28 protein-coding genes, 2 tRNA genes, 1 other RNA gene and 1 riboswitch are annotated in these 22,709 nt (G+C 64.9%); of the genes, 27 read left to right on the forward strand and 4 right to left on the reverse strand.

Annotated features, from left to right (window positions below; translation table 11 throughout):
• Positions 1-23: 23 nt before the first annotated feature.
• Positions 24-205: riboswitch (cobalamin riboswitch) on the reverse strand.
• Positions 206-859: 654 nt separating this feature from the next.
• From mraZ to M3465_RS08555, 19 genes are all read left to right on the forward strand, one after another.
• A complete protein-coding gene (mraZ, locus tag M3465_RS08465) occupies positions 860-1,369 on the forward strand; it encodes a division/cell wall cluster transcriptional repressor MraZ (RefSeq protein ID WP_249501299.1) in 510 nt (169 codons plus the stop codon).
• A 4-nt stretch (positions 1,370-1,373) separates the two neighbouring features.
• A complete protein-coding gene (gene rsmH / locus M3465_RS08470; protein WP_249501300.1) occupies positions 1,374-2,357 on the forward strand; it encodes a 16S rRNA (cytosine(1402)-N(4))-methyltransferase RsmH in 984 nt (327 codons plus the stop codon).
• Entirely contained in the window at positions 2,357-2,701 is a 345-nt protein-coding gene (gene ftsL / locus M3465_RS08475) for a cell division protein FtsL (protein WP_249501301.1), read from the forward strand. The genes rsmH and ftsL overlap by 1 nt, the downstream gene beginning before the upstream one ends.
• The gene (locus tag M3465_RS08480; protein ID WP_249501302.1) at positions 2,698-4,485 is read left to right on the forward strand and encodes a peptidoglycan D,D-transpeptidase FtsI family protein; all 1,788 of its coding nucleotides are present in this window, start codon (positions 2,698-2,700) and stop codon (positions 4,483-4,485) included. The genes ftsL and M3465_RS08480 overlap by 4 nt, the downstream gene beginning before the upstream one ends.
• Before the next feature lie 36 nt (positions 4,486-4,521).
• Positions 4,522-6,006 (forward strand): UDP-N-acetylmuramoyl-L-alanyl-D-glutamate--2,6-diaminopimelate ligase, encoded by a 1,485-nt coding sequence (locus tag M3465_RS08485; protein ID WP_249501303.1) that lies wholly within the window; start codon positions 4,522-4,524, stop codon positions 6,004-6,006.
• Positions 6,003-7,460, forward strand: a complete 1,458-nt coding sequence (locus tag M3465_RS08490) for a UDP-N-acetylmuramoyl-tripeptide--D-alanyl-D-alanine ligase (RefSeq protein ID WP_249501304.1) — start codon at positions 6,003-6,005, stop codon at positions 7,458-7,460. The genes M3465_RS08485 and M3465_RS08490 overlap by 4 nt, the downstream gene beginning before the upstream one ends.
• Positions 7,461-7,467: 7 nt before the next feature.
• Positions 7,468-8,550, forward strand: coding sequence for a phospho-N-acetylmuramoyl-pentapeptide-transferase (mraY, locus tag M3465_RS08495; RefSeq protein WP_249501305.1), 1,083 nt, complete (start codon positions 7,468-7,470; stop codon positions 8,548-8,550).
• A gap of 107 nt (positions 8,551-8,657) precedes the next feature.
• Positions 8,658-9,137, forward strand: coding sequence for a UPF0262 family protein (locus M3465_RS08500; protein WP_249501620.1), 480 nt, complete (start codon positions 8,658-8,660; stop codon positions 9,135-9,137).
• A 2-nt stretch (positions 9,138-9,139) separates the two neighbouring features.
• Positions 9,140-9,589 (forward strand): arsenate-mycothiol transferase ArsC, encoded by a 450-nt coding sequence (locus M3465_RS08505; protein WP_249501306.1) that lies wholly within the window; start codon positions 9,140-9,142, stop codon positions 9,587-9,589.
• Positions 9,586-9,981 carry a ketosteroid isomerase-related protein gene (locus M3465_RS08510; RefSeq protein ID WP_249501307.1) on the forward strand — a complete coding sequence of 132 codons (396 nt, stop codon included), beginning with the start codon at positions 9,586-9,588 and terminating at the stop codon, positions 9,979-9,981. Before M3465_RS08505 ends, M3465_RS08510 begins: the two co-directional genes overlap by 4 nt.
• Entirely contained in the window at positions 9,981-10,574 is a 594-nt protein-coding gene (locus M3465_RS08515) for a GNAT family N-acetyltransferase (protein ID WP_249501308.1), read from the forward strand. The genes M3465_RS08510 and M3465_RS08515 overlap by 1 nt, the downstream gene beginning before the upstream one ends.
• Complete coding sequence (locus tag M3465_RS08520; RefSeq protein WP_249501309.1) at positions 10,571-11,455, forward strand: carbon-nitrogen hydrolase family protein; 885 nt, start codon at positions 10,571-10,573, stop codon at positions 11,453-11,455. The genes M3465_RS08515 and M3465_RS08520 overlap by 4 nt, the downstream gene beginning before the upstream one ends.
• A gap of 82 nt (positions 11,456-11,537) precedes the next feature.
• Positions 11,538-11,756 (forward strand): translation initiation factor IF-1, encoded by a 219-nt coding sequence (gene infA, locus M3465_RS08525; RefSeq protein WP_005978431.1) that lies wholly within the window; start codon positions 11,538-11,540, stop codon positions 11,754-11,756.
• A 7-nt stretch (positions 11,757-11,763) separates the two neighbouring features.
• Positions 11,764-12,342 carry a Maf family protein gene (locus tag M3465_RS08530; protein ID WP_249501310.1) on the forward strand — a complete coding sequence of 193 codons (579 nt, stop codon included), beginning with the start codon at positions 11,764-11,766 and terminating at the stop codon, positions 12,340-12,342.
• Complete coding sequence (locus tag M3465_RS08535; protein ID WP_249501311.1) at positions 12,339-13,361, forward strand: ribonuclease E/G; 1,023 nt, start codon at positions 12,339-12,341, stop codon at positions 13,359-13,361. Before M3465_RS08530 ends, M3465_RS08535 begins: the two co-directional genes overlap by 4 nt.
• Positions 13,358-13,549 carry a DNA gyrase inhibitor YacG gene (locus M3465_RS08540; protein WP_249501312.1) on the forward strand — a complete coding sequence of 64 codons (192 nt, stop codon included), beginning with the start codon at positions 13,358-13,360 and terminating at the stop codon, positions 13,547-13,549. The genes M3465_RS08535 and M3465_RS08540 overlap by 4 nt, the downstream gene beginning before the upstream one ends.
• Positions 13,550-13,581: 32 nt before the next feature.
• The gene (locus tag M3465_RS08545; RefSeq protein WP_249501313.1) at positions 13,582-14,325 is read left to right on the forward strand and encodes a 5-oxoprolinase subunit B family protein; all 744 of its coding nucleotides are present in this window, start codon (positions 13,582-13,584) and stop codon (positions 14,323-14,325) included.
• Positions 14,322-15,341 (forward strand): 5-oxoprolinase subunit C family protein, encoded by a 1,020-nt coding sequence (locus tag M3465_RS08550; RefSeq protein ID WP_249501314.1) that lies wholly within the window; start codon positions 14,322-14,324, stop codon positions 15,339-15,341. The genes M3465_RS08545 and M3465_RS08550 overlap by 4 nt, the downstream gene beginning before the upstream one ends.
• Before the next feature lie 2 nt (positions 15,342-15,343).
• The gene (locus tag M3465_RS08555; protein WP_249501621.1) at positions 15,344-16,129 is read left to right on the forward strand and encodes a LamB/YcsF family protein; all 786 of its coding nucleotides are present in this window, start codon (positions 15,344-15,346) and stop codon (positions 16,127-16,129) included.
• On the opposite strand, the gene M3465_RS08560 is transcribed toward M3465_RS08555, so the two are convergent.
• The gene (locus tag M3465_RS08560) at positions 16,105-17,370 is read right to left on the reverse strand and encodes a glycerate kinase type-2 family protein (protein WP_249501315.1); all 1,266 of its coding nucleotides are present in this window, start codon (positions 17,368-17,370) and stop codon (positions 16,105-16,107) included. The genes M3465_RS08555 and M3465_RS08560 overlap by 25 nt on opposite strands.
• A 58-nt stretch (positions 17,371-17,428) precedes the next feature.
• Positions 17,429-17,512, reverse strand: a tRNA-Tyr gene (locus M3465_RS08565).
• A gap of 121 nt (positions 17,513-17,633) precedes the next feature.
• Between M3465_RS08565 and rlmB the strand changes: the two genes are divergently transcribed.
• From rlmB to M3465_RS08595, 6 genes are all read left to right on the forward strand, one after another.
• Entirely contained in the window at positions 17,634-18,413 is a 780-nt protein-coding gene (gene rlmB, locus M3465_RS08570) for a 23S rRNA (guanosine(2251)-2'-O)-methyltransferase RlmB (RefSeq protein WP_249501316.1), read from the forward strand.
• A 49-nt stretch (positions 18,414-18,462) separates the two neighbouring features.
• Positions 18,463-18,801: a hypothetical protein gene (locus M3465_RS08575; RefSeq protein WP_249501317.1), complete on the forward strand. Its 339-nt coding sequence runs from the start codon at positions 18,463-18,465 to the stop codon at positions 18,799-18,801.
• Positions 18,802-18,948: 147 nt separating this feature from the next.
• Positions 18,949-20,073: a 3,4-dihydroxy-2-butanone-4-phosphate synthase gene (gene ribB / locus M3465_RS08580; protein ID WP_249501318.1), complete on the forward strand. Its 1,125-nt coding sequence runs from the start codon at positions 18,949-18,951 to the stop codon at positions 20,071-20,073.
• Entirely contained in the window at positions 20,073-20,624 is a 552-nt protein-coding gene (locus M3465_RS08585; protein WP_249501319.1) for a 6,7-dimethyl-8-ribityllumazine synthase, read from the forward strand. The genes ribB and M3465_RS08585 overlap by 1 nt, the downstream gene beginning before the upstream one ends.
• Positions 20,621-21,103, forward strand: a complete 483-nt coding sequence (nusB, locus tag M3465_RS08590; protein WP_249501320.1) for a transcription antitermination factor NusB — start codon at positions 20,621-20,623, stop codon at positions 21,101-21,103. The genes M3465_RS08585 and nusB overlap by 4 nt, the downstream gene beginning before the upstream one ends.
• Positions 21,104-21,186: 83 nt before the next feature.
• On the forward strand, positions 21,187-21,510 hold the full coding sequence (locus tag M3465_RS08595; protein WP_249501321.1) for a hypothetical protein: 324 nt from the start codon (positions 21,187-21,189) through the stop codon (positions 21,508-21,510).
• A gap of 3 nt (positions 21,511-21,513) precedes the next feature.
• Here the strand turns inward: M3465_RS08595 and ssrS are convergent.
• Positions 21,514-21,669: non-coding RNA, 6S RNA (gene ssrS / locus M3465_RS17190), on the reverse strand.
• 98 nt (positions 21,670-21,767) lie between these two features.
• Between ssrS and M3465_RS08600 the strand changes: the two genes are divergently transcribed.
• Positions 21,768-22,235, forward strand: coding sequence for an MmcB family DNA repair protein (locus M3465_RS08600; RefSeq protein WP_249501322.1), 468 nt, complete (start codon positions 21,768-21,770; stop codon positions 22,233-22,235).
• 40 nt (positions 22,236-22,275) lie between these two features.
• Here the strand turns inward: M3465_RS08600 and M3465_RS08605 are convergent, their stop codons facing one another.
• Positions 22,276-22,464, reverse strand: coding sequence for a DUF6324 family protein (locus M3465_RS08605; RefSeq protein ID WP_249501323.1), 189 nt, complete (start codon positions 22,462-22,464; stop codon positions 22,276-22,278).
• Positions 22,465-22,632: 168 nt separating this feature from the next.
• Here M3465_RS08605 and M3465_RS08610 point away from each other — a divergent pair.
• Positions 22,633-22,709 (forward strand) — tRNA-His (locus tag M3465_RS08610).

Raw genomic sequence — 22,709 nt, forward strand, 5'->3', positions numbered from 1 at the left:
CATCCCGCACGCCCCGTGCAGGTGTAGGGTGATCCGTCACGGCAGGTCTCCTGACTTGCGGGTCATCGCGAGGTTCGGGCCTTCCCGGTTTCCCAGTGGCATTTGCCGAACACGCTCGCCGCTTACAGTTGCGGGGGCAGTCGTGGGGTTGCACCACGTTCCCTATTCACCGGGCGTCGCCCGGACCGTGACAAGATTTGCCTACTAAGCGGCGCGGTGTTTTGCAAGCGCGGCGCGCTCATGGGAAATGACGGGACGGTTTGCGATCCACGCCCGGCGGCGCGGGATCTTGGGGGAATCGCGACTGGGACGCGCGCGGAATCGATACCGCGAGTCGGAGGGCGGACGCGCGATGGAGGGCAGGTTCCGAGAATGTTCCCGCATGTCGGTGCGCGTCACGGGAAATCATGGGAAGTTTTTTGCCCATCGCCAGAATTCAATATATGGTGGTTCGGCAACGATAAGGGGGATCATCTGCCAAAATCTCCCTGATTCCGCTGCATTTCCACTGTGGCAAAAAGGCCATCACCCTTTGGAGGCAAGGATTTCCCGCAAAAAACAGTTGCCGCCCATGAAATCCCATGTCATCCCTATTGGCACGAGATGAGAGCAGGCAAGACAAGGGGAAGACAACAAACCCCACCTTCCTACCAAAAACAAAAAAAGCAGGTTTCATACAGGCACCCGCTTTCATCCAAAACAGAGATCCGGCGCGCGGGCGAGCAGACATCCCCCCAGGTGGCGCGCGCAGTCGGACTTTCCCGGAGACGGGACGCGGACGGCGGGTTGATCAGTGGCAGCAGATCAACCCGCCGTTTCCGTTTCCAGGGATGAGGTGCAGGAAAGGACCATAGGGACAGTGGCCCGCAAGCTGAGGTTCAGAGGCGAGAGTCGTCACAAGGTTGACGCGAAGGGCCGGGTGTCCATCCCGGCCCAGTTCCGCCGTGTCCTCGAAGCGGGCGATCCCGAATGGAAAGAGGGGCTGAACCCCGAGCTGGTCGTCGTCTATGGCGACAAGCGCCGCAACTATCTGGAATGTTTCACAGTTCAGGCCATCGACGAGGTCGATGAGAAGATCGAGGCGCTGCCGCGCGGCTCGCGCGCGCGCAAGGCGCTGGAGACGCTGTTCAACGCGCAATCGCATCCCACGAGCGTGGACGAGACCGGGCGGCTTGTGCTGCCGGCCAAGCTGCGCGCCAAGATCGGCCTGTCGAGCGAGGCCGTCTTCGTCGGCTCCGGCGACACGTTCAAGATCTGGGAGCCCGAGACATACGAGTCCGAGCATCAGGCCGAGATGGATGAATGGCTCGAATCCCTGCCGCCCGATCAGGACATCATGACCTTCCTCGACAGTCCGCCCGAGGAATGATCCGATGCCTGCTGCCGCTGCCAAAGACCCCCACATCCCCGTCCTTCTCGCCCCGCTGCTGCGGGCTGTCGCGCCGGTGTCCGGCATCTGGATCGACGGCACGTTCGGCGCGGGCGGCTATGCACGCGGGCTGATCGAGGCGGGCGCCGAACGCGTCATCGGGATTGACCGCGATCCTTTGGCTCATGAGATGGCGCAGGGCTGGATCGCAGATTACGAAGGGCGGATCGAGTTGCACCGCGCAAATTTCGCGCAGATGGACGAGATCGCGGCGCAGGTCGATGGCGTGGTGCTGGATCTCGGGGTCTCCTCGATGCAACTCGATCAGGCAGAACGCGGGTTTTCCTTTATGAAGGATGGCCCGCTCGACATGCGCATGGGGCAGGAGGGGCCGTCGGCGGCCGATATCGTCAACGATGCCGATGCCTTCGATATTGCCGACATCCTTTACACCTACGGCGAAGAGCGCGCGTCGCGGCGGATCGCAAAGGCAATCGTCGCCGCGCGCGCCGAGGCGCCGATCACACGCACGTTGCAATTGGCCGAGATCATCGAATCCTGCCTGCCGCGCGCCAAGCCGGGCCAATCGCACCCCGCGACGCGCAGTTTTCAGGCGCTCCGCATCGCGGTGAACGACGAATATGGCGCGCTCATGGACGGGCTGATGGCTGCCGAACGGGCTTTGAAGCCCGGCGGGCTTCTGGCGGTCGTCAGCTTTCACTCGGTCGAGGACCGGATGGTCAAGCGGTTCATGCAGGCACGTGCCGGCCAGACCGGGCGCGCCAACCGCTATGCGCCCGAGATCGAGGCCGAGCCCCCCGCCTTCGAGATCGTCACCCGCAAGGCCGTCGGCCCCGATGCGGACGAGTTGGAACGCAACCCCCGTGCGCGTTCGGCCAAGCTGCGCGTGGCGCGGCGCACCGGCGCTCCGGCGGGGCGGATCGACGCGGGGCAGATCGCTTTGCCCAGACTGAAGGAGGATCGCTGATGCGGTCGATGCTCTATATCGTGACCTTCCTCGCCGTGATCGCGGCCGCGTTCTGGGCCTATCACGAGAATTACAAGACACAGGCCGCTTTGGGCGAGGCGCAGCAGTTGCGCGGACAGATCGCCGATGCCCGCGCCCGGCTGGCCGTGCTGAATGCCGAATGGGCCTATCTCAACCGCCCCGACCGCCTGCGCGATCTCGTTGACGTGAATTTCGACCGGCTCGGCCTGATGCCGCTGCAACCCGAACAGTTCGGCCGCGTCGATCAGATCGCCTACCCCCGCCCGCCCCGGCTCGACATCACCGATCCGGTGGACGTCACCAGCGCAGGAGCCGACGAATGATCCGTACACCTCTTCGCCCGCTTGCCCGCATCCTCGACGCCCGCCGCAAGGGCGAAAACCCCGACGCGATCGAGCGCGAGAACCTGCGCATCCGGCACGAGCAGATGCGCGACAAGGCCCGCACCCGCGCAGAGGGGCGGCTTCTGGTCATGGCGGTGATGTTCTTCTGCGCCTTCGTCGTCATCGGCGCGCGCATGGGCGTTCTGGCTGCCTCCGAAGCCGAGGAGCCGCGCGCGCAGGCCAGCGGCGCGTCGATCATCGCAAGCCGCGCCGATATCGTGGATCGCGAGGGGCGCATCCTTGCGACAAACATGGAGACCGTGTCGCTCTACGCGCATCCGCAGCAGATGATCGACCCGCTCGGCGCGGCGGAAAAGCTGGCTGCGATCTTTCCCGATCTGGATGAAGCGCGGCTGAAAAAGGACTTCACAGGCAAGCGCAAGTTCCTCTGGGTGCGCAAGAAACTCAGCCCCGAGCAGAAGCAACTCGTGCATGATATCGGCGAGCCCGGCCTGCTCTTCGGACCGCGCGAGATGCGGCTTTATCCCAATGGCGCAGTGGCTGCCCATATCCTCGGCGGTGCAAGCTTCGGCCGCGAGGGCGTGCATTCGGCCGAAGTGATCGGCACGGCGGGGATCGAGAAGTTCTTCGATGAGGAATTGCGCGATCCGGCCCGCGAAGGCGCGCCGCTGGAGCTGTCGCTCGACCTGTCGGTGCAGGCCGCCACCGAACGTGTCCTTCTGGGCGGTATGAAACTGCTCAACGCCAAGGGCGCGGCCAGCATCCTGATGGATGTGCATAGCGGCGAGGTCATCGCCATCGCGTCGCTGCCCGATTTCGATCCGAACGACCGGCCCCGCCCGCTCACCAAGGGCGATGCCTCCGACAGCCCGCTCTTCAACCGCGCGGTGCAGGGGGTTTATGAACTCGGCTCGACCTTCAAGATCTTCACTTCGGCGCAGGCGCTGGAGCTTGGGCTGGTCCATCCGGCCACGGTGATCGACACGTCCGGGCCGTTCAAGGTCGGCGGGTTCCGCATCGGCGAATTCAACAACAAGAACTACGGTCCGCTTTCCGTCTCTGACATCATCGTGAAAAGCTCCAACCGGGGCACCGGGCGGCTCGCGCTCGCCATCGGTGCGGAGCGGCAGAAATCCTTTCTCGAAAGTCTTGGTTTCTTCAAGCCCACACCGCTGGAGATCGTCGAGGCGGCGGGCGGCAAGCCGCTTCTGCCGAGCCGCTGGACCGATCTGTCGAGCGTGACGATCTCCTATGGGCACGGGCTGAGTGCCAGCCCGCTGCATCTGGCGGCAGGCTATGCCGCGATCGCCAATGGCGGGTTCGAGGTGAAACCGACCCTGCTCAAGCAAAGCGGTCCGCGTCTTGGACCCCGGTTGATGTCCGAGCGCACCGCGGCGCAATCGCTCGACATGCTGCGCAAGGTCGTCACCGAAGGCACCGCCAGCTTCGGCGAGGTTCCGGGCTATTATGTCGGCGGCAAGACAGGCACAGCCGACAAGCCGAAACGCAAGGGCGGGGGCTATTACAAGGACAAGGTCATCAACACCTTCGCCTCGGTCTTTCCGGTGAACGATCCCAAATACGTGCTGATCGTCACGCTCGACGAGCCGGTCGAAACCAGCGGAACCAAGCCGCGCCGCACTGCCGGCTGGACGGCCGTGCCCGTGGCCGCCGAAATGATCCGCCGTATCGCGCCGCTTCTGGGCTTGCGTCCGGAGACCGAAACGCGGCATCTGACACAGATCGTCAACACGTCGAACTAGGGGCGCCGGCCCCGCGCCAGACAAAGGGGGTGCGTGATGCGGGCAGAGGCGAAAAGCCTGAGCGAGCTTGGACTGACCGCGCGCGGCGGCGGCGATGTTCGTGTCACCGGGCTCGCGGTGGACAGCCGCGATGTGAAGGAAGGCTACTTGTTCGCCGCCTTGCCGGGCACGCGGATGCATGGCGGCGAGTTCATTGAATACGCCCTGCGCATGGGCGCGCGCGCGATCCTGACCGACAGCGAGGGCGCGCGCATCGCGGCGCAGGAACTGGCCGCGTCGAGTGCCGCCGTCGTGCTCGCCGCCGATCCGCGCCAGACGCTGGCCTTCGCCGCTGCGCTCTGGTTCGGCGACCAGCCCGATACGATGGTCGCCGTCACCGGCACCAATGGCAAGACGAGCGTGGCAAGTTTCGTTCGAAGGATTTGGCAACTTCTGGGCCTTCCGGCGGTGAACCTCGGCACGACGGGGGTCGAGGGCGACTGGCAGATGCCGCTGGCACACACCACGCCCGAGCCGATCACCCTGCACCGCGCGCTTGCCGGCGCGGCCGAGGCAGGGATCGAACATGCCGCGATGGAGGCCTCCTCGCACGGGCTGGCGCAGCGCCGGCTCGACGGGGTGAACCTGCGCGCGGCCGGCTTTACCAACTTCACGCAGGATCATCTGGATTATCACAGCAGTTTCGAAGCGTATTTCGACGCCAAGGCGGGGCTTTTTGCGCGTGTGCTTCCCGAAGACGGGATCGCGGTCGTGAATATCGACGATGCGCGCGGCGTCGATATGCTGGCCATAGCGCGGGCGCGGGGGCAGGAGGTGATGACCGTGGGCCGCGATGGCGGTGCCGATATGAGCCTGCTCGCGCAGCGTTTCGACCCCACCGGGCAGGATGTGCGCATCCGCTTCGGCGGCGAGACCTTCCAGACCCGGTTGGATCTCATTGGCGGGTTTCAGGCCGAGAACGTGATGATCGCCGCCGGGCTGGTGATCGCTTGCGGTGCCGCACCTGACCGGGTGTTCGCCGTTCTGTCGGAACTTGAAACAGTGCGCGGGCGGATGCAGCTTGCCGCGACGCGCGGCAATGGCGCGGCGATCTATGTCGATTACGCCCATACACCCGACGCGGTCGCGACCGCCGCGCAGGCGCTGCGCCCGCATGTGATGGGGCGGCTCGTGGCGATCATCGGCGCGGGCGGTGACCGCGATCCGGGCAAGCGCCCGATGATGGGCGCGGCGGCGGCGGAATTCGCCGATCAGGTGATCGTCACCGATGACAACCCGCGCAGCGAAAACCCGGCGAGCATCCGCGCCGCCGTTCTCGAAGGCGCGCCGGATGCGACCGAAGTGGGCGACCGCGCCGAGGCGATCCTGCGCGGCGTCGATGCGCTGGGTCCGGGCGACGCGCTGCTGATCTGCGGCAAGGGGCATGAAACCGGGCAGATCGTCGGCGATACCGTCTATCCCTTCGACGATGCCGAACAGGCCAGCGTCGCGGTGGCCGCGCTTGACGGAAAACTGGCATGACGCTCTGGACCGGAGCGGAGGCCGCCGAGGCCACGGGAGGCAAGCTGACCTGCGATTGGCACGCGACGGGCGTATCCATCGACACGCGGGCCTTGCAGCCGGGCGATCTTTTCGTCGCGCTGACCGATGCGCGCGACGGGCATGATTTCGTCGCACAGGCTTTGAAGAAAGGCGCGGCAGCGGCGCTGGTGAACCGCGTGCCGGAGGGCGTGGCCGAGGATGCGCCGCTCCTGATCGTCCCTGATGTGCAGTCCGCGCTGGAGGCTCTGGGCCGGGCCGGGCGGGCGCGCAGCGATGCCAGGATAGTCGCGGTGACGGGCTCGGTCGGCAAGACCTCCACCAAGGAAATGATGCGCACGGTTCTCGCCGCGCATGGCCGTGTTCATGCCGCCGAGGCGAGCTACAACAACCATTGGGGCGTGCCGCTGACGCTGGCGCGGATGCCGCGCGAGGCGGAGTTCGCGGTGATCGAGATCGGCATGAATCACCCCGGAGAGATTGCACCGCTCTCGCGCATGGCCCGCCCGCATGTCGCTCTGGTAACGACGGTTGCCCCCGCGCATCTCGAAGCGTTCGACAGCATTGACGGGATCGCGCATGAGAAAGCGTCGATCTTTGAAGGGCTGGAGCCGGGCGGCGCGGCGATCTGGAACGGCGATCTGCCCACCAGCGGTATCCTTCGCGCGAAGGCCGAAAGCGCGGCCGGACAGAGCCTGTCTTTCGGCGAAAGCCCCGGTTGCGACTTGCGCGTGACCATGCTGCGCGAGCAGGGTTCGCTGAGCGTCGTGCAGGCCGAATGGCAGGGGCAGGAGATGCTCTACAAGATCGACACGCCAGGGCGGCACTTCGCGCTCAACGGCGCAGGCGTTCTGGCGGTCTGCGAGGCGCTGAATCTTGACCGCGCATTGTCGCTCGCCGCGATCGGGCGCTGGCATCCCGGCGCGGGGCGCGGCGCGCAAGGCAGGGTGATGCTCGATCCTGCCGATCCGAACGCGCATCTGACGCTGATCGACGACGCCTATAACGCCAATCCCGCCTCCGTCGGCGCGGCGCTGGAGGTGCTGGCGTCGGCCCCGGTGCAGCACGATATCGGCCGTGTCAGCCGTGGCCGCCGCATCGCGGTGCTGGGCGATATGAAGGAACTTGGCCCCACGGGCCCGAACCTGCACGCGGAGCTTGCCGCGCTGGACGCGATGCGCGCCCTCGACCGGGTGCATTGCGTCGGCCCGCTCATGCGCCATCTGCACGAGGCGCTGCCGCAGGAAAAGCGCGGCCACTGGTGTGAAAGCGCCGAAGAGATGGCCGCCCGCTTGCCGCGCGTGCTCGATGCGGGCGATGTGGTGATGGTCAAGGGATCGCTGTCGATGGGGCTTGCGCGTGTGGTTGACGCCATCCGCAATATGGGCGAAGGCAGCGACCTGCAAAAATCGGCCCCGAAGCCGGGCGAGGGATAGAACGTTCATGCTGTATTGGTTAACCGCCCTGTCGGATGGTGGCGATGTCTTCAACCTGTTTCGCTACATCACATTCCGCGCCGGCGGTGCGTTCCTGACAGCCCTGCTCTTCGGTTTCCTCTTCGGCCGTCCGCTCATCAACGTGCTGCGCAAGCGGCAGGGCAAGGGCCAGCCGATCCGCAGCGACGGGCCGGAAGGCCATATCGCCAAGGCGGGAACGCCGACCATGGGCGGGCTTCTGATCATCGGCGCGCTGCTGACCTCGACCCTGCTCTGGGCGCGGCTCGACAATCCGTTCGTCCTGATGGTGCTTTTCGTGACGATGAGCTTCGCGCTGATCGGGTTTGCCGACGACTACGCCAAGGTCAAAAAGCAGAACTCCGACGGCGTGTCGGGCAAGATGCGGCTGTTGCTGGGGTTCCTGATCGCCGGCTCGGCCGCCTATTGGGCCGCACAATATCACCCGCCGGAGCTGACCAACCAACTGGCCTTTCCAGTCTTCAAGGACACGCTTCTGAACCTCGGCCTTCTCTTCGCGCCCTTCGCCGCCATCGTCATAGTCGGTGCGGCGAATGCAGTGAACCTCACCGACGGGCTCGACGGCCTGGCGATCATGCCGGTGATGATCGCCGCCGGCACCCTGGGCGTGATCGCCTACGCGGTGGGGCGCGTCGATTTCACCGAATATCTCGATGTGCATTACGTGCCCGGCACCGGCGAGATCCTGATCTTCACCGCCGGGATCTTCGGCGGCGGGCTGGGGTTTTTATGGTATAACGCGCCGCCGGCTGCGGTGTTCATGGGCGATACCGGATCGCTCGGCCTCGGCGGCGCACTCGGCGCGATCGCTGTGGCGACGAAGCACGAGATCGTGCTGGCCATCGTCGGCGGGCTTTTCGTCGTGGAGGCGCTGTCGGTGATCGTTCAGGTGCTCTATTTCAAACGCACCGGCAAGCGGGTCTTCCTGATGGCCCCGATCCACCATCATTACGAGAAGAAGGGCTGGGCTGAGCCGCAGATCGTGATCCGTTTCTGGATCATTTCGCTTATCCTGGCGCTGATCGGGCTCGCCACTCTGAAGGTGCGCTAGGCTTCGGCGCTGCGCTGTCGAGTATTTATGACGAGAAGAAGCCAGGGCGCGGTTGCGCGCATTTCACCCGCGCAGTAACAAGATGCGCAGGCTTGGGAATGGCGCGTATGTCACATATCTCGCATATCGAACTCGATGACGGCAACCTTCCGCCGCCGACGCCCGAGATCGAACAGGAGCGCCGCGTTGCGATGTTCGATCTGATGGAACACAACCGTTTCGATCTGCCGGCCCGCAATGGCGACCCTGCGCCCGGCGGGCCGTATCGCGTCGGCCTGTCGATCCGCGACAAGCGGCTGGTCTTCGATGTGCGCACCGAAGAGGGCGAGAAAGCGGCTGAGTTTCACCTGTCGCTCTCGCCGTTCCGGCAAGTGGTGAAGGATTACTTCCAGATCTGCAAATCCTATTTCGATGCGGTCAAGACCCTGCCGCCCAGCCAGATCGAAACCATCGACATGGCACGGCGCGGCATCCACAACGAGGGCGCGCGGATCCTGCAGGAACGGCTGGAGGGCAAGGCGCAGGTCGATGACGACACGGCAAGGCGGCTTTTCACGCTGGTCTGCGTGCTGCATTTCGGGGGCTGAGGGTGGCGGACCTGCCGCAATCGGTCCTGTTTTGCTGCGATCACAATGCCGTCCGGTCGCCCATGGCCGAGGGGATCATGAAGAAGCTCTACGGCTTCGAAAGCTATGTGCAATCGGTCGGTGTCGTCAACGATCTGGAGATCGACGGTTTCGCGATCGCCGTGTGCAAGGAAATCGGCGTCGAGATGAGCCGCCATCGCAGCCGCAGTTTCGACGATCTCGAACAGATGGGCGAAGCGCTTTCGGGCTTCGATCTGATCGTCGCGCTGTCGCCGGCGTCGCAGCGCCGTGCGCTCGATCTGACGCGGTTCTATCATCTGACGGTCGAATACTGGTCGATCATGGATCCGACCGGGCTGGGCGAGACGCGCGAGCAAAAGCTGAACGCCTATCGCCAAACGCGCGATCAGCTGGTCGACCGGATGCAGCAGAAATGGGAAGGAACGATATGAGCAAACAGGTTCTGGAGCGCTATTTCGATGCGTTCAACCGCAAGGATATCGCCGGCATGCTGGATTGTCTGACCGAGGATGTGGCCCATCACGTCAACGAGGGCGATGTGCGCGAGGGCCGTGCGGCCTTCGAGGCGTTTTGCCGCCGCATGGCGCGCTGCTATGACGAGACGCTGACCGAACTGGTGATCTTCACCGCCGAAAACGGGGCGCGCGGGGCGGCCGAATACATGGTCAACGGCACCTATTTGCAAAGCGACGAGGGGCTTCCCGAAGCCCGCGGGCAGGGCTATCGGCTGCCCGCCGGATCGTTCTTTTCGTTTCGCGATGGCAAGATCAGCCGGGTCGTGACCTACTACAATCTCAGCGACTGGATGGCACAGGTGGCGTGATGCGGATCGAGGTTCTCAAGGGTGACGCGCTCGCAGCGGCGCTGGACGATGTGGCGCGGCTGCGCATCGATGTGTTCCGCGACTGGCCCTATCTCTATGACGGCGATCTCGATTACGAGCGCCGTTACCTGCAAAGTTACCGATACAGCGATGCGGCGATCCTTATCGGCGCGTATGATGGCGACAGGCTGGTCGGAGCGGCCACAGGCACGCCGATGGTCGATCACGCGGATGCTTTCGCGTCCGCGTTGACCGGCAGCGGGCTGGCGCTCGACGATGTGTTCTACTGCGCCGAATCGCTTCTTCTGCCGGAATATCGCGGGCAGGGGATCGGGCACCGGTTCTTCGACCTGCGCGAGGCGCATGCGATTGATTGGGGCGCGTCCTATTCGGTGTTCTGCAGCGTGACGCGGCCCGAAGATCACCCTTTGCGCCCCGAAGGCTACACGCCGCTCGATCCGTTCTGGAGGAAGCGCGGCTATGCACCGCTCGACGGGGCGGTTGCGTATTTCCACTGGAAGGATGTGGACCGGGACGAGGAAACCGAAAAGGCGCTTCAGGTCTGGATCAAGCCATTGAGGGACGCGTCATGAAACTGGCGGCGGCGGCTTATCCAATGGATGTGCTTTCCAGTTTCGCCGATTACGAACGAAAGCTGACAGGTTGGGTGAGCGAAGCGGCGCGAAACGGCGCGGAGCTTCTGGTTTTCCCCGAATACGGCGCGATGGAACTGGCGACGCTTGCCGGGCTGGAGGTGGCCGGTGATCTCGAAGCGTCTTTGAGGGCGGTGTCCGACAGGGTGCCCGAGGCCGATGCGGTGCATTTGAGGCTGGCGCGAAACTTCGGTGTGCATATCCTCGCCGCCTCCGCACCGGTTTTCGACCCCGAGATCGGCGCGCGCCCGGTCAACCGCGCGCGGCTGCTCACGCCGGATGGCGGGATCGGCTATCAGGACAAGCAGATCATGACCCGTTTCGAGCGCGAGGAATGGGGCGTCACCGGCGGCGCGCCGCTGCGCCTTTTCGAGACCGCGCTTGGCAAGATCGGTATCCTGATCTGCTACGACAGCGAGTTTCCCCTTCTGGGCCGCGCGCTGCGCGACGCCGATGTGATCCTCGTGCCATCCTGTACCGAAGCGCTTGCGGGCTTCAGCCGGGTGCGCATCGGCGCGATGGCCCGCGCGCTGGAAAATCAATGCGTGACGGTGATGTCCTCGACCGTGGCCGCGTGCGACTGGTCCTATGCCGTGGACGAGAACACCGGCGCGGGCGGGATCTTCGGCCCGCCCGATACAGGCTTTCCGCCCACCGGCATACTGGCGCAGGGCGATCTGAACGCGCCGGGCTGGACCTATGCCGAGATCGACATGGCCCGGATCGGCGAGGTGCGCGAGACCGGCGTGGTGCTCAACCGGCGCCATTGGGACGACCAGTCCGGGCGCGCGCAAGATGCCGCACTGCGGAAACTGCGATGAATAGCCCTTGATAATCGCGCCGTTTGCGCCCATTTAAGGGCGCGTCCCGCGAGCAAGCGGGTCCGTTCACGAAGGAGAAACCATGGCCAAGGAAGACACGCTCGAATTTCCCGGTGTCGTCAAGGAACTCCTGCCTAACGCGACATTTCGGGTCGAGCTTGAGAACGGCCATGAGATCATCGCACATACGGCAGGAAAAATGCGCAAGAACCGCATCCGCGTTCTGGCGGGTGACAAGGTTCAGGTCGAGATGACGCCCTATGATCTGACCAAGGGTCGGATCAACTACCGCTTCAAATAGCGCGGATATGCGCCTGATTCTCGGCTCCGGCAGCCCGCGCAGGCGGGAGCTTCTGGCGCAGATCGGGGTGATCGCGGACGAGATCCGCGCGCCCGAGATTGACGAGACCCCGAGGCGCGGGGAATTGCCGCGCCCCTATTGCGTGCGGCTGGCATGCGAGAAGGCGCGGGCCATCCGCGCCAGTGACGATGAGATCGTCCTGTCCGCCGATACCACCGTTGCGCTCGGGCGCCGTATCCTCGGCAAACCCGAGGATGCCGGAGAGGCGGCGGAGTTTCTTTACAATCTGTCGGGGCGTCGTCACCGCGTCGTGACCGCCGTAGCCGTTCGCCGGGGCGACCGGCTCTGGCAGCGCGATGTCGTCACGCAGGTCAGGATGAAACGCCTCACCGATGCCGAGATCAACGCCTACCTCGCCACCGACGATTGGCGCGGCAAGGCGGGGGGCTACGGCATTCAGGGCCCGGCGGGTGCCTTTATCCCTTGGATCAACGGCAGTTTCACCGCCGTCGTCGGGTTGCCGCTCGCGGAAACGGCCAACCTGCTCGCCGCTGCCGGGTATCCGCTCTACGAGGCGGCGGCGTGAAGGGCCGGCTTATCGCGCTCGATCACCTGAACGGCCGCGAAGCTGCGGCGCTGATGGTGGACGGGCGGTTGGAGGATCTGTTCCTCGGCACCGATCTGCCCGCCCCCGGCACGATTTATCGCGGTATCGTGGAACGCCCGATGAAGGGGCAGGGCGGGATGTTCCTGCGAACCCCCGATGGCGCTGCCTTCGTGCGACAGGTCAAGGGGCTTGCCCCGGCGCAGCGATTGATCGTGCAGGTCACTGGCTATGCCGAACCGGGCAAGGCGATCCCGGTCACCGCCAAGGTGCTGTTCAAGAGCCGTTACGCCATCGTCACCCCCGATGCGCCCGGCCGCAACGTCTCGCGCCGGATCAAGGACGAGGATGTGCGCGAGAGCCTGCTCGAAATCGCGCATGACGCGATGGCGGGCAGCGATTTCGGCGTGATCCTGCGCTCGTCCTGCGAAGGGGCGGAGCAGGGCGAGGTTGCCGACGATATCGCCGCCATGCGCGATCTGGCAGAGCGTGTGTCCGGCGATCTCGATGGCGAGGTTGAAACGCTGGTCGATGGCGACGGCCCGCACCTTCTTGCGTGGCGCGAATGGACGGACCGGGCGGAGATCGACACCGGCAGCGGCAGTTTCGAGCGGCATGGCGTTCTCGATGCGCTCGACGATCTGGCGCGGCGCGATGTTCCGCTGGGAGGTCATGCGTCGATGGCGATCGAGCCGACGCGCGCGCTGGTCGCGGTCGACGTGAACACGGGCGGCGATACCAGTCCGGCGGCAGGGCTGAAAGCGAACCTTGCCGCGGTGAAGGATCTGCCGCGCCAGTTGCGCCTGCGCGGGCTTGGCGGGCAGATCGTCATTGACCCCGCCCCAACCGCCAAGAAGGACCGCCGCCAGATCGAAAGCGCCTTGCGCGCCGCGCTCAAGCGCGACAGCGTGGAGACGGTCCTTGTCGGCTGGACACCGCTGGGCCATATCGAATTGCAACGCAAACGCGATCGTTTGCCCTATCGCGGAGATATGACATGAGCTGTCCAATCTGCGGCAAGCAGACCGATCCCAAGCTGCGCCCCTTCTGTTCGAAGCGCTGCGCCGATATCGATCTTGGACGCTGGCTCAGCGGCCAATATGCCGTGCCCTCCACCGATCCCGAAGATGTCGAAGCCGCGCTGGATGCCGCCGAGGCGTCGGACGCCTCCGAAGATAAGCTGCACTAGGCGCGCGGCGGGCGGTGCAGTAGGGCTGGGACATGACAACACCGCCCGAAAATCACACGCCGCAAATCCGGCCTGCCGGACTGGATGGCGTGCTGGTGACATTCGCGGACGCGCTGACCGAACCGGCGAACCGCGCGGCCCTCGCCTTTGCCGCCGAACTGGCGCGGCGCGGGCTCGACGGGATAGAGGAAGCCGCGCCCTCTCTGGTCTCGGTCTATTTGCGCTTCGATCCGCTTCATCTGTCCTTCACCGATCTTTCCGCGCGGCTTCGCGGGCTCTTGCAGGAACGCGACTGGTATGCCGCGCCGATGCCCGGCGGGCGCCGCCTGATCCGGGTGCCGGCCGTGTTCGGCACCGATCTTGCGCCGCAACTGGACGAAGCGGCAGAGGCCGCAGGGTTTCAGCCAGACGAGGCCATTGCATCGATTTGCCGATCCCCCTTGCGCGTGCAAACCATCGGTTTCGCGCCGGGACAGCCCTATCTGGGGCTTTTGCCAAAGGCGTGGGACATCCCGCGCCAGACCGATCTGACCCGCGCCGTTCCCGAGGGCGCGCTGGTCGTGGCGATCCGGCAGATAACGCTCTTTTCGGTCTCCAGCCCGACCGGGTGGCGACATGTCGGCCAGACCGCACTCAAGCTCTTTCAGCCGAACGCCGAAGAACCGTTTCTCCTGCGCCCCGGCGACGAGGTGCAGTTCTGCCGGGTTTCGCGCGAGCGGTTCGAGACGCTCCGCGCCGCGCCAGCCTCCGGCATCGAGATCGAGCGTCTGCCATGAGCGCGCTCCACATCCATCGCATCGCGCCGGGGGCCAGCGTTCAGGACATGGGCCGCACCGGCTATCTTGGCTTCGGCCTTTCGCGGGGCGGGGCGGCCGACAGGCTGGCTCTCGCAGAAGGCGCGGCGCTTTTGCAGCAAAGCCCTTCGATGGCCGTGCTGGAACTGCCTGGTGCCGGCGGAATTTTCGAAGCGCAGGGCGCGCTGCGCATTGCTCTGACAGGCGCGCCCATGATGGCGCGGATCGACGGCACGCCGGTGGCGTGGAACGCCTCGCACCTGCTTGCAAAGGGCGCGCGACTGGAAATCGGCGCGGCGGAAGCGGGGCAATACGGGTATCTGCATCTTGGGGGCGGTCTCGATCTGCCAACGCATATGGGATCGCGCTCCGCACATCTCAAAGCGGGCGTGGGACGCGCGCTGAGCGCGGGCGACACCCTGCAAGCCGGAAAGGATGACGGGCGGGAAACCGGGCTATACCTGCCGCCGGAGGGTCGTTTCGAGGGCGGCACGCTGCGATGCGTCGAAAGCCTCCAGACGGCGCTTTTCGACGAACGCGCGCTGGCCCGTTTCCTGGGAACCGAGTTTCGCCGCGATCCGCGCGCAAGCCGCATGGGCGCCAAACTCAATGGCGGCGGCGCGGGCTTTTCTATCGCTGGTGGCCTGAACATCCTGTCCGAAATCACTCTGCCCGGAGACATCCAGATCACGGGCGACGGCACGCCCTATCTGCTGCTCGCCGAGAGCCAGACCACCGGCGGCTATCCCCGCATCGCCACGGTGATCCCGGCCGATCTGCCCAAAGCCGCGCAAACGCCCGCCGGCGCGCCGGTGCGGTTTTCCCTGATCCGGCGCGGGGCGGCGCTGGAAGCGGAGCGGCGGATGCGCGACGATATCACCCGCTTGCCGGAACGGCTCAGGCCGCTCGTGCGCGATCCGGCGCAGATGCGCGATCTGCTGTCCTATCAACTCATCAGCGGCGTGACCGCCGGCGATGTCCGTTTCGACGAAAGGTGACGATCATGCGTGTCGATCTCAATGCCGATATGGGGGAAAGTTTCGGGGCTTGGCCGATGGGCCGCGACGCAGAGCTGCTCGATATCGTGACCTCGGCCAACATCGCTTGCGGATTTCATGCGGGCGATCCCGATGTGATGGCCCGCACCATGACCGAAGCGGCGCGAATGGGTGTCGGTCTTGGCGCGCATCCCGGTTTCGCCGATCTGCAGGGGTTTGGCCGTCGCCGGATGGATCTCGGCCATGACAGCCTGCGCAACCTTCTGCGCTACCAGCTTGGCGCGGCGCAGGCGATGGCCCGCTCGGTCGGAGAGCGGGTTCGGCATTTGAAACTGCACGGCGCATTGGCCAACATGGCCTCCGAAGACGCGGAGCTTGCGCGTGTCTGTTTCGAGGCCGCGCTGACGATCGATTCCGAAATCACCATCATGGTCCTCGCCGCCACGGCGCAACAAGAGGCGGCGGAGGCGCTGGGCTGTCGCTGGGCGGGAGAGATTTTCGCGGATCGCGCCTATAACGACGATGCCACCCTCGTCGATCGCAGCCAGCCCGGCGCGGTGATCCAAGATCCCGAAGCGGCCGCGCAACGGGTCGTTCAGATGGTGCGCGCCGGGGCGATCATCTCGGAAAGCGGTAAGCATATCCCGTCGGCGATAGACACGATCTGTTTGCATGGCGATGGCGAGAGCGCCGTACAGATCGCGCGTACGGTCCGTACGGAACTGGAGCGAAACGGCGTGACGCTGGCGCGGCTCGAAGGCCATCAGGGCGCGATCAGCAGCACCTGAACGTCGGCCACATTCGTACCCGTCGCGCCTGTCTTCAACAGATCTCCCGACGCGGAGAGCGCGGCATGACTGTCGTTATTTGCCAGCAACCGAGCAGCATCCAACCCCGCGCCGGCGATCCGCGCCAGGCTGCCGGGATCGACGATCCCGCCCGCAGCATCCGTAGGCCCATCGCGCCCATCGGTGCCGCCCGACAGGAACACCCATGTCCGCCCACTATCCTGCGCCGCCATCGCCACGCGCAGCGCGAGTTCCTGGTTGCGTCCGCCGCGCCCGGTGCCGCGCAGCGTGACGGTGGTTTCCCCGCCATAAAGCAGAACGACTGGCTGCGCCGCTGCGCGCAGATCGGCGGTGATCTTTCGCGCCGCGTCTTCCACATCGCCGGTGAGCGCGTCATCCATAATGCGCACCGCCCATCCCATCCGGTCCGCCGCGGCCTTCATCGCGTCGAGCGACACCCTGTTCGACCCGACCAAGCTATTGACGACATTCGGGAAAGGCGCGGGCATCTCGTTGTCCGTGCGTTCGAGATGCAAGCGGATCGAGGCAGGGATGCGGCCCCAAACCGCTGCATCGCGCAGCAAGGCGATGGCTTGCCACGCGGTGCCGACGGGCTGCGCGGTCGGACCGGATGCAATGACGCGAAGATCGTCGCCGATCACGTCCGACAGGATATAGGCGTTCACTCGGGCCGGGGCAGCGAGCCGCGCGAAGCCGCCGCCCTTGAGCCGGCTCACCTGCTGGCGCACGAGGTTCATCTGCGTGATGTCGAAACCCGCGGCAAGCAGCAATTCGTTCAGCTGCGCTTTCTCGTCAAGCGTGATCCCGGACGGAGGGGCCGGTAACAGTGCCGAACCGCCGCCGGAGATCAGCGCAACGATGCTGTCCTGCGCCTCTGCCTGTTCCAGCACCGAAATCACACGCCTCGCGGCGTCGGCCCCGGCCTCGTCGGGAACGGGATGTCCGGCGCGCATGATCTCGGCCCCCGGAAGGGACGCCACGTTTTCGTGATGCGTCACGCAAAGCGACAGCGCCGCGCCGGGAAAGGCGGTCATTGCTTCGCCCAGCATCGCGGGGGCGGCTTTGCCGACGGCGATCAGAACCCGGCGCCCGCCGGGGTCCGGCGCGGCTGGCGGGCAGGAAGCCAGTCCCAGGCGCACCGCATGGGCGGGGTCAGCGGCCTCAACGGCGGCATCGAAAAGCAGACGCGCCCTGGCGCGAAGATCGGGTATGGAAGCCATGCGCCGAATAGGGCGGTTGCGCCGGATAAAGTCAAACCGAAGATCGGGAAAAGGAAAGTGGTGGGCGACCTAGGAATCGAACCTAGCGTGCGTCTCCGCGAGGGAGTTACAGTCCCCTGCCACACCTTGCGGCCTGTCGCCCACTTTCGGCCCGGAGCGCGGCCCCGAACGTGAGCGGGTGATTACATTTGCCCCCTTGCGGCGTCAACCGGAAAATCCCATCAAGCGGCAGCGATATGCGGGCGGCGATATGGGAGCCGGGAATGGCCAAGAAACCGAAATGGGTGGTGGCGAAAGAGCAGTCCAAACGGGCCGCGGCGGCGGAGACCGTATGGCTTTTCGGGCTTCATGCGGTGCGCGACGCGCTGCTCAACCCCCGGCGTGAAAAGCTGCGGCTGGTGGTTACACCGAACGCGCAAGTCAAGCTGCAGGACGCCATCGCCGAGGCGCGGATCGCGCCGGAGGTCAGCGATCCGCGCAAATTCGCCGCGCCGCTCGATCCGCAATCGGTGCATCAGGGCGCCGCGTTGGAGGTCAAGCCGCTCGACTGGGGGCGGCTGGAGGATGCCGCGCTTGGGCCGGGCGACGGGGCGCCGCGCGTCGTGATGCTCGACCGGGTGACCGATCCGCATAACGTGGGCGCCATCCTGCGCTCGGCCGAGGTGTTCGGCGCGGCGGCGGTGGTCGGCACACTACATCACTCGGCGCCCGAGACAGGCGCGCTGGCGAAAACCGCGTCGGGCGCACTGGAACGTCAGCCCTATCTGCGCGAGCGCAACCTCGCGGATGCGATGGAGCGGCTTCGGGCGATGGGTTACGTGATCTTCGGGCTCGATGGAGAGGCCGGGCAAACCTTGGAGGAGGCGATCGCGCCGGTGCGAGACCGGCCGATTGCGCTGGTGCTGGGCGCGGAAGGGCCGGGGCTTCGGCCCAAGACGAAGGAGACCTGCGACGCGCTGGTGAAGATCCCCTTCGCGCGCGCCTTCGGATCGCTCAACGTGTCGAACGCGGCAGCCGTGGCGCTTTACGCCGCAGGGCGGTGATCTTGTCGCGCGAAGCACGCGTTCCAATATTCGCTGCGAAGGAGACGCCATGCCCCATGCCCCCAAGATCGCGACCTGTTGCTATTGCGGCACCCGCACGGCGCTTGTCCTGCGCGGCAAGGACCGGCACGAACTGAGCTGCGCCTCCTGCGGCGCGCCCTTGCATGATATGAAGATGCTGCGCCGCGATGCCGTCGAGGCGCGTGTCGCGCGGCCGGAGCATTATCCGGACCGTCCGGTCAGGCAGCGAAAACGCGCTCCGGCGCCGGATTGGAACAGGGGGCCGCGCAAGGGCTATAAAACGCGCAAGAACAGGAAAAAGCGCAAGGGCCTCGCGGTGCGGGTGTTGGAGGAGGCGTTCGACATCATCGAGGACATTTTCGATTGAGGGAGGGGCGCTGCCCCTCTTGGCCTTGCGGCCAATTCACCCCGAGGTATTTCGAGCCCAAAGAAGCGATTATCGTGGTGACGTTGTTCTGGCAAAGGCGGCCTGTGTGATTTATGGGCAGGCGGGACAAGACATAAGGTGCACGCGATGAGCTTTGAGAAACCCGGTGCGGTCGAGGAAAACTGGAAGGACGCGATTTCCTCGGTCGAGGAGATCGTCGAGGACGCGCGCAACGGCAAGATGTTCATCCTCGTCGATCATGAGGATCGCGAGAACGAGGGCGATCTGGTGATCCCCGCGCAATGGGCCACACCCGATGCGATCAATTTCATGGCGATGCATGGGCGCGGGCTGATCTGCCTCGCGATGACCTCGAAGCGGATCGAGGAGTTGGGGCTGGAGTTGATGTCGACCAACAATTCCAGCCGGCACGAGACTGCGTTCACCATCTCCATCGAGGCGCGCGAAGGCGTGACGACCGGCATTTCCGCAGCGGACCGGGCGCGCACCGTTTCGGTGGCGATCGACGGAACCAAGGGCGCGCAGGATATCGCGACGCCCGGCCATGTGTTCCCGCTCCGCGCCAAGGAAGGCGGCGTATTGGTACGTGCGGGCCATACCGAGGCGGCAGTGGATGTGAGCCGTTTGGCGGGGCTTAACCCGTCTGGCGTGATCTGCGAGATCATGAACGAGGACGGCACCATGTCGCGCCTTCCCGAGTTGGTGGCCTTCGCGCAGCGGCACGGGCTCAAGATCGGCACGATCAGCGACCTGATCGCCTATCGCCGGCGGAACGACAATCTTGTGCGGGTGCAGAGCGAGGAGGTGATCCGCTCCGAGTTCGGCGGTGAATGGAAGATGCGAATCTATACCGACGAAACGCATGGCGACGAGCATATCGTATTGAGCAAGGGCGATCTGTCCGGCGACGACCCGGTCCTGGTGCGGATGCACGCGATGGATCCGATGCTGGATGTGGTCGGCACCGGGCCGAAGGGCCGGGCTGACGAATTCAAGCACGCGATGGAAGCGGTGGCATCCGAAGGGCGCGGCGTTGTCGTGCTTCTGCGAGATACGTCGATGAAGCTGGAAGCGACGGAGGGCGTGTCGCCAAGGACGCTGCGCCAATACGGACTCGGGGCGCAAATCCTCTCTTCGCTTGGCCTGTCGAAGCTCGTGCTCTTGACCAATTCCCGCGCGCCCAAGGTGGTCGGGCTGGAGGCTTACGGGCTCGAAATCGTCGGCACGCGCAAGATTTCGGAGTTGGGATGATGGCATCGGCTGAAGAACATTACACCTTGGCGCGGCCGCAATTCGACCGTCCTGTCAAGCTGCTCATCGTGGTGGCGCCCTATTACAGGCAGATCGCCGATCAACTCATCGAGGGCGCGCAGGCCGAGATCGAAGCTTGCGGCGGGACGCATGACCTTGTCGAAGTGCCCGGCGCTCTCGAAGTGCCCACCGCCATCGGGATCGCCGAACGAATGTCGAATTTCGACGGTTATGTCGCGCTGGGCTGCGTCATTCGCGGAGAGACGACGCATTACGAGACCGTTTGCAACGACAGCTCGCGCGGGATCACGCTACTCGGGCTGCAGGGGCTGTGCATCGGCAACGGCATCCTGACGGTCGAGACCATGGCGCAGGCGCAGGCCCGCGCCGAGGTGGCCGGGCAGAACAAGGGCGGCGGGGCCGCCGCGGCAGCCTTGCACCTCGTCGCGCTCAGCCGTAAGTGGGGCGCTCAACGCAAGGGCGTCGGGTTCGTGCCGCAACGGGACGAATACCGGATCGCCACTGCCTCCAGGGATTCTGACATCGCATGACCTCCGCCAAGCCCAACAAGCTGGACCGAAAACGCCAGATGCGCTCCGCCTCGCGGCTATATGCGGTGCAGGCGCTGTTCCAGACCGAACAATCCGGGCAAAGCGTCGACAGGGTCGCGGTGGAATTTCTCGATCATCGCTTCGGGTTGGCGCAGGTCGAGGGGCAGGAGATGGCAGAGGGCGATATCGACCTCTTTCGCCGTATCGTCGATGAAGCGGTGAACTGGCAGGCGAAAATCGACCAGATGACCGATCGGGGGCTCGTGGCGAAATGGCCCATCGCGCGGATCGATCCGACGCTGCGGGCGCTTTTCCGCGCGGCCGGCGCGGAGCTGGTGGCGACGGAAACGCCTCCCCGCGTGATCATCAACGAATATGTCGATGTTGCGCGTGCCTTTTTCCCGGAAGGAAAAGAGCCGAAATTCGTCAACGCGGTTCTCGATCATATGGCGCGGGAGGCACGGCCCGAGGCGTTTTGAAGCGTCCTCTGTGCGGTTGCGCGGGTTGGAAACCGACGCCGCGCGTATTACATTCGTGCTTCAGGATGCAAACGGGGGCGGCCATGCCGAACTTGATTCACGTCTATATCCGCCAATGCCTGATCGGATTCGCCTTGTCGGCTGTGTTCGTTGCGACGTTGCTTTATTTCAACGTGGTCAATCTTTGGCATCTCGTCACGCATACGAGCGGCGGTTACCTGGCTGTCCTGCTGCTTTGGGTGTTCAACGGGATCGTCTTTGCGGGTGTGCAGTTCGGCATCCGCATCATGTCGATCAAGTCGGACGATGACGATGACGACGATCATCGCGGACGCGGCGTCGTGCTGACGCCGATTCCGGTCGAGGCGACCGCGAATTCGCGCAACGGCGGATACAAACGCCGCTGAGTGGCGGGAACCACACCGACCGTGCGGTTCTCTCATTCCCGAGGACCTGTATATACAGGTGGGCGTCGGGTAACCGGACCACGATCCGGACAGAGCCAACTCCCTCGGAATTGCTTAAGGCCACCGGAATGCAACCTTTCACGAGAAGGGCAGAACCCGCCTGAGGCTCAGATAAGTCGCACCGCCCGGTGCGGCAAGGGGCGTGGTGAAAAACATCGTCACCTTGCCTTTGTTCCTGGAATGTTCATATTGTGTGCATGACGTTTGATCTGCCGAACATTGCGACACCGCGGCTCCAGCCCGGCCAGCTTCTGGCGCGCGGCGTGTGCCGGTATTTGGCGCGCTGCGGGTTCTCCGTGATCGAGGAATTCGTGCCGGAACGCGGTTTGCGCGTCGATGTGATGGCGCTCGGGCCAAAGGGCGAGGTCTGGATCGTCGAGTGCAAATCCTCGCGCAGCGATTTTCAATCGGACTGCAAGTGGCAAGGATATCTGGCGTATTGCGATCGCTATTTCTGGGCGGTCGATACGGAGTTTCCTACCGAGCTTCTGCCGCTGGAAACGGGACTGTTGATCGCCGATGCCTATGATGCGGAAATCCTGCGCATGCCGGAGGAAGACAGGCTAACCGGCGCGCGGCGCAACAAGTTGATTCGCAAGTTCGCCAGTCATGCAGCGCGGCGTCTTCACGCGTTTCGCGATCCGGATGCGCGTTTGGCGCTATAATGCGCGTTTGGTGCCGAACGGTCGCAGGCGGGATCGTTGATCAGCCTTTCAGCTTCCGAGCGCCTTGGCTGGCCAGCCGGATCTCCTCCGCGATCTCATCGGCCTCCTCGGGCGAGAAATCCATCGGGATCTCGACCCCATCGGCGATGACAAACAAGCGGACCATGCCCTGATCCGTTGGGCCGATTTGAAGATTTGCCTCGATGTCGCGTTCGGTATTGATGCCCATGTCGCTGCTCCGATGTGCCGTGTCGATCAAGTTCCCTAGCCCCCGGCACATGGGTTTGCAAGCGGCAGCACGTCGTTTGGCCGCCCGGCAGCGAATACGGAGATGCCCGCCGGAATCGTCACTTCGGTCTTGCAAAGACCCGGGCGGCCCGTTATCCCGCCCCCGTGTGCCGACATAGCTCAGTTGGTTAGAGCGCTTGATTGTGGATCAAGAGGTCCCCCGTTCGAGCCGGGGTGTCGGTACCA

Source organism: Marivita sp. GX14005, assembly GCF_023370775.1.
Classification (GTDB): Bacteria; Pseudomonadota; Alphaproteobacteria; order Rhodobacterales; family Rhodobacteraceae; genus Marivita.